Origin of the sequence: Thioclava sp. UBA3469 (assembly GCF_002378135.1) — a bacterium.
Taxonomy (GTDB): Bacteria; Pseudomonadota; Alphaproteobacteria; order Rhodobacterales; family Rhodobacteraceae; genus Thioclava; species Thioclava sediminum.
The window spans coordinates 1-6,232 of record NZ_DFRG01000234.1 but is presented as its reverse complement, the minus strand read 5'-3'; the positions used below and the strand labels follow the sequence as shown (position 1 = coordinate 6,232).

Annotated in this window: 3 protein-coding genes; all 3 read left to right on the top strand. The window is 64.9% G+C overall.

Annotated features, from left to right (window positions below; genetic code table 11):
• A partial coding sequence (locus B3D39_RS16835; RefSeq protein ID WP_286789909.1) for a proprotein convertase P-domain-containing protein occupies positions 1-2,657 on the top strand: 2,657 nt, incomplete at its 5' end.
• A gap of 287 nt (positions 2,658-2,944) precedes the next feature.
• Positions 2,945-4,660 carry an efflux RND transporter periplasmic adaptor subunit gene (locus B3D39_RS16830; protein WP_274963384.1) on the top strand — a complete coding sequence of 572 codons (1,716 nt, stop codon included), beginning with the start codon at positions 2,945-2,947 and terminating at the stop codon, positions 4,658-4,660.
• Between the two features lie 111 nt (positions 4,661-4,771).
• Positions 4,772-6,232, top strand: a 1,461-nt coding sequence (locus B3D39_RS16825) for a peptidase M50 (RefSeq protein WP_286789908.1), incomplete at its 3' end; no start/stop codon positions are given.

Here is a 6,232-nt window from a genome sequence, read left to right as displayed (position 1 = left end):
GCCCGGTCTATAGCGACGGCAATGACGTGATCTTCGGCGATCTGGGCAATGACTGGCTGGTCGGCGGCACCGGGCGCGACCATGTCTATGGCGGCTGGGGCGACGATCTGATCGATGTCGATTACGACCATACCCGCGACGCGGATGGCTCGGCCCTGGGCGCGAACGATACGCCCGACACGTCGTCGAGCTATGAGGACATCGTCTATGGCGGTGCCGGTCGCGACATCATGATCGGCAATACCGGCGGCGATCGCCTGATCGACTGGGTGGGCGAGTTCAACAGCTACATCGTGCCCTTCGCACCCTTCGGGGCCTTCACGATCTCCCGCGCGCTGGCTCCGCAGATCCAAGAGTATCTCTACGATCTCTCGGCCTCCGACGGCGCCGATCCGACCCGCGCTGCCGATACCGGCGATTACAACGCCGACCGCAACGGCGAGCCGTGGGGCGAGCTGGGGCTGGTGATGCAGAAGGACGATGCGTGGCAGGATCAGACCGGCGCGCCGAATGATCCGCAGCCGGGCAACATTCCGGGCGGTCGCCGTGACGTGCTGCGCTCGGCCGATTTCAACGGCAATGGCGGCGGCAAGGATGCGCAGGGCTTCGCCGCCGATAGCGGAGTCTGGACGGTTGAGGGCGGCGCCTTCGCGGTGAGCCCGGAGAGCCTTGGCGGCGATGCGGTCTCTGTCTTCTATATCGGCGACGCGCTGCCCAGCTATTTCGAGATGAAGGCGACCATCGTCGGCGGCAAGCCCACGGCGGGCCTGAAGTCGAACGCCTATCTGATCTTCGATTACCAGTCGCCGACCGACTTCAAATTCGCCGGTGTGAACATCTCGACCGACAAGTTCGAGATGGGCATCCGCACCGCCGATGGCTGGATCGTGCTGGAGCAGACCCCGGTCCAGGCCAAGCCCGACACGCCCTATAACCTGCTGCTCGCGATCAACGGGCTGACGGCGACGCTGGTGATCGACGGGCAGGAGTACTTCACCCATGTCTTCGATGCGCGGGTCGATCAATACGGCGTCACCCACGGGCTGAACTCCGGCTATGTCGGGATCGGCGCGCAGAACTCGTTGACCAAGCTCGACAATATCGCGGTGCAGGTGCTGCCCCCGGAATTCACTCTCGATGAGACCGAGGACTTCTCGGACGGCATCGCGGATCGCTTCGCCACCGATGCCGCCTGGCAGATCGATGCAGGTGCGCTGGATGCCCAGCCCGGCGCGGGCGCGCCCGCCATCGCGCTGTCCGATCTGGTGATTGCGGAGACTTCCGTCACGCGGATCGCGGCCCAGATCGAAACGAATGGCCGCGCGGGCTTCGTCTTCGACAGCTACACCGACGGACGCTACAAATACGCCGTGATCGATGCCGCCAATGACCGCGTCTCGATCGGCTATTACACGCAGCGCGACGGCTTCGTGGAAACCGCGAGCTACGACATTGCCATCGACGGCAGCCAGTCCAACAAGCTCGAGATCACGCTCGCCCGCAGCACGGTCAGCCTCGCGCTCAACGGCCACGAAGTGCTGGGCCATGCCTTCTACGCCCCGGTCGCGGATGGTGCGGTCGGCCTGATGGCCTTCGATGCGGCGAGCTTCGACGATGTGCGCCTCGCGACGAACGACCCGGCCTATTTCACGCCCGACACCGGTTCGCTGATCTACGACTACAATTCCGCAGGTCCCATCGCGATTGCCGATCAGGGCGTGACGACGCAGAGCCTCTTTGTCGGCTCGGATGTGGTGATCGCCGATCTCGACGTGACCCTCAGCCTGACCCATGAGCGGCTGAGCGACCTGACCGTGACGCTGATCGCGCCGGACGGCACGCGGATCGAACTGTTCGCGGCGCTTGATGGCACGGCGATCGACACGCGCTTCGACGATGCGGCAGGCGAGAGCATCACCGGCGCCACGGCACCTTACGGCGTGACCTATCGCCCGGTCGGCGATCTGGCAGCACTCGAGGGCAAGATGTCGGGCGGCGTCTGGACGCTGGAGATCGTGGACGGAGCGAAGCGCAAGACCGGCACGCTGGAAAGCTGGTCGCTGACGATCGAGGCGGCACAGGCGCTTCATGCGGCCTCGGTCGCGGAAACGCCGGAAGGTGCGATGCTCGATGAAGACCTTCTGGCCGCGGCGCGTGCGCAGGCGCTCCAAGAGATCGCGCAGGAACTGGGCCTGACCGCCGAAGAGATTGCCAAGCTGGAAGCGGTGCAGATTTCCATCGCCTCGCTCGACGGCACGCTTCTGGGCTATACCGCCGAGGGCGCGATCACGCTCGATGCGGATGGGGCAGGGCATGGCTGGTCGCTCGATGGCAGCGAAGGGCTGAACCTCGTCGATGCGCTCAAGCATGAGTTCGGGCATATCCTCGGGTTGGCTGACGATAGCGACGCGGCCACCTGGATGGATCCGACCCTCGCGGCTCAGGATGCCACGCCCGCGGCCAACCCTGTGCCGGACACCCCGAATGATACCGCTTCCGACACTGCGACTGACGCCGGTCCGCAGGATGCCGCCACCAGCGACACCACCTCCGCGCCCAGTGCGGCCCCGATCACCGAGCCTGAACCGGCAACAACGACCCCGACGCGGGGCAATTCAGGCAATACGGGTAAACAATCGCGCAATGCAAAAGGCTGACGCAGAGACCAATGCGTTCAACTGCCACGTTTTTTCTTGATTGAATCCGGAACTGCTCGTTTACTTTGCGTAAGGGAGCGAGTTTGGCCGTTCAATCGGCACTTTGAGGGACATAAGCGGACACGGGAAGGGTGCTGGGGAGCACCCTCGAGGGAGCAATTTTGCAGCAACATGCAGGGACAACGTCTGGCGAGGCGACGGGCTCGGTATTTCTGGATTCCGAAACCCTCGGCAGGCTGAAAGCAGGGACAGACCGCGCGCAGGTATCGCAGGCTTGGTTGGCCGCGATGGCCCGACAGGTGACAGGTCTGGAACAAGGGTTGGTGGTGCTGGCCGGGATCGGACGCAGCCGGTTTGAGCCCGCTGCGGTCTGGCCAGAGAATGCGAAACCGAAACGCGAGTTGATGGCAGCCATCGACGGCGCGATCCATGCCGAGCGCATGGTGATCGAGACGCTGAGCGAAGGCGGCGCGGCCATCGCGGTGCCGATCCGTATGGAGGGCCAGCTCCGCGGTGCGGCGGCGATCCAGATCGGCGCGCATCCGGAGGCGCGCACCGATCTTGCGATCGATCAGCTGCAATGGGGCTCGGGCTGGCTCGAGGCGTTCTTGCGCCGCAAGCAGGGCGGCTCGGGCGACAGCCTCGCCTCGGTGATCGAACTGCTCGCGACCAGCCTGCATTACGACCGGTTCACCGAAGCGGCGACGGCGGTGGCCTCGGAACTTGCAGGCGTTCTGAGTTGCGAACTGGTCGCGATCGGCCTGACCCGCGGGCGCCACGCGCGGGTGCGCGCATTGTCGAATTCCGCGAGCTTCGGCAAGCGGTCCAACCTCGTGCGCGCCATCGAGGCGGCGATGGACGAGGCGATCGACCAGCAGGCGGTGCTGAGCTATCCGCCGCCCGAGGACGGGTCCGAACGGGTGCTGCGCGCCCATGCCACCCTGTCGGAAACCGAGGGCGGGGCGACGCTCTGCACGGTGCCGCTGACCGAGGACAAGAAGCTGGTCGGCGCGCTGGTGCTGGAGCGCCCGGCGGGCGAGCCGTTCGGGCGCGACACGATCCAGATGGCGGAATATGCGGGCGTGCTGCTCGGTCCCGTTCTCGCGATCAAGCGGCGCGAGGACCGCTGGCTGCCCGCGAAGACATGGGATGCGAGCGTCAATACGTTCAAGGCGCTGTTCGGCCCCAATCATGCGGCGCTGAAACTGGCCGCAATTGCGCTGGTCGCGTTGCTCGCCTTCGCGTGGTTCGCCAAGGGCATGTATCGCGTGACCGCCGATGCGACCATCGAAGGCCGCATCCAGCGCGCGATCTCGGCCCCCATTGAGGGCTATCTGGCCGAGGCCGATGCGCGCGCGGGCGATATCGTGAAGGCGGGCGAGGTGATGGCCAAGCTCGACGACCGCGACCTGCGGCTCGAGCGGCTGAAATGGGAAAGCCAGAAGTCCAAGCAGACCCGCGAATATTCGCAAGCCATGGCCAAGCGCGAACGCGCCAAGGCGCTGATCCTGCAAAGCCAGATCGAACAGGCGGATGCGCAGATCGAACTGCTCGATCAGGAGATCGGGCGGATGGTGATCAAGGCGCCCTTCGACGGGGTCGTGGTCTCGGGCGATCTGACGCAGGCGCTGGGGGCGCCGATCGAGCGCGGCGACGTGCTGTTCCAGGTCGCCCCCCTCGATGATTACCGCGTGATGCTGCGTGTAGACGAGCGCGACGTGAAGGATGTGAAAGCGGGCGAGAGCGGCGCGCTCATTCTGGCCTCGCTGCCCGACACGCCTATCGAAGTGCAGGTCGACCGGATCACGCCGATCTCCAATGCCGAAGCGGGGGCGAACAAGTTCCTCGTCGAGGCCTCCGTGACAGACGGTCCGATCGATGCGCTGCGTCCGGGGATGGAAGGGGTCGCCAAGATCGAGGTCGAGGAACACCGCCTCGTCTGGATCTGGACCCGGCGGATCGTTCTCTGGGTGCGCATGACGCTCTGGTCCTGGTGGCCGTGACATGGCCACCTCGCTCTTCTCTCCGTCCTGGTATCGGGTGAAGGATCTCAAACCGCGCCTGCGCAGGCATGTCGCGATCCACCGGCACGATTCCGCGGGCGCGTCTGGTTCGTGGTTCAGGACATCGCGACGGGACGCTTCCATCGCATCTCGCCGGCTGCGTGGCGGCTGGTCGGGCTGATGAACGGCAAGCGCACAATGGACGAGCTGTGGAACACCACGAACGAGCAGCTTGGCGAGAAGGCCCCCACGCAGGACGAGGCGATCCGGCTGATGGGGCAGTTGCACGCCGCCGATGCGCTGATCTGCGACGTGCCGCCCGACGGGCGCGAGCTGTTCCGCCGCTATCAGCGCCACCAGTCGATGCAGATCAAGCAGAAGATCTGGTCGCCGCTCGCGATCCGCATCCCGATCTGGGACCCGGACGCTTTCCTGACCCGTACCATGCCCTTCGTGCGGCCCTTCTTCACCCGCACCTTCGCGGTGATCTGGGTGCTGGTCGTGCTCGCGGGCTTCATCTTCGCCGCGATCAATTTCGGCGCGATCACCGACAATATCGCGGACCGGGTGCTGACGCCGAAGAACCTCTTCGTGCTCTGGCTGGTTTATCCGGTGGTGAAGGCGTTTCACGAATTGGGCCACGGATACGCGGTGAAGAAGAACGGCGGCGAGGTCCATGAGATCGGGATTATGCTGCTGGTTCTGGTGCCGGTGCCTTATGTCGATGCCTCTGCCGCCTCGGCGCTGCGCGACAAGTATCAGCGGATGCTGGTCGGCGGTATCGGGATCATGGTGGAGCTGTTCCTCGCCTCGATCGCGCTCTTCGTCTGGCTCAATGCCGAGACCGGCGCGGCCCATGCGGTGGCCTATAACGTGATGCTGATCGGCGGCGTCTCGACGCTTCTGTTCAACGGCAACCCGCTCTTGCGCTTCGACGGCTATTACGTCTTCGCCGACTGGCTGGAGATCCCCAATCTCGGCCAGCGCGCCAACCGCTACTACGCCTATCTCGCGCAGAAATACCTCTTCGGGATGAAGGAAGCGGAACCCGTCACCTCGCTGCCCGCCGAGAAGCGCTGGTTCCTGTTCTACGGGATCGCCGCCTTCATCTATCGCCTCTTCATCATGTTCGCGATCATCACCTATATCGCCGGCCGCTTCTTCTTCATTGGCGTGCTGCTGGCGGCCTGGGCGATCACGACACAGATCCTCGTGCCCATAGGCAAATCCATGTCCTTTCTGTCTTCCAGCCCGAAACTCCGCTCCAACAGGCCGCGTGCGGTCCTTGTGACAAGCGCGATCCTTGCCGCGCTCTTCGTGATCCTCTTCGTTCTGCCCGCGCCGTATCGATCCGTGGTCAGCGGCGTGACATGGCCCTCAGAGCAGGCGCAGGTGCGCGTCGGCACCAGCGGCTTCGTGACCGAGGTGCCGGTCGCGACCTATGACGCGGTGCAGCCGGGCGAGGTGATGATCAAGCTCGAAGATCCGCTGCTCAGCGCGCGGCTCGATGTGCTGGACTCGCAACTGGCGGGTCTGGAGTTGCAGCGTCAGGCGGCGGTGCGCACCGACCGG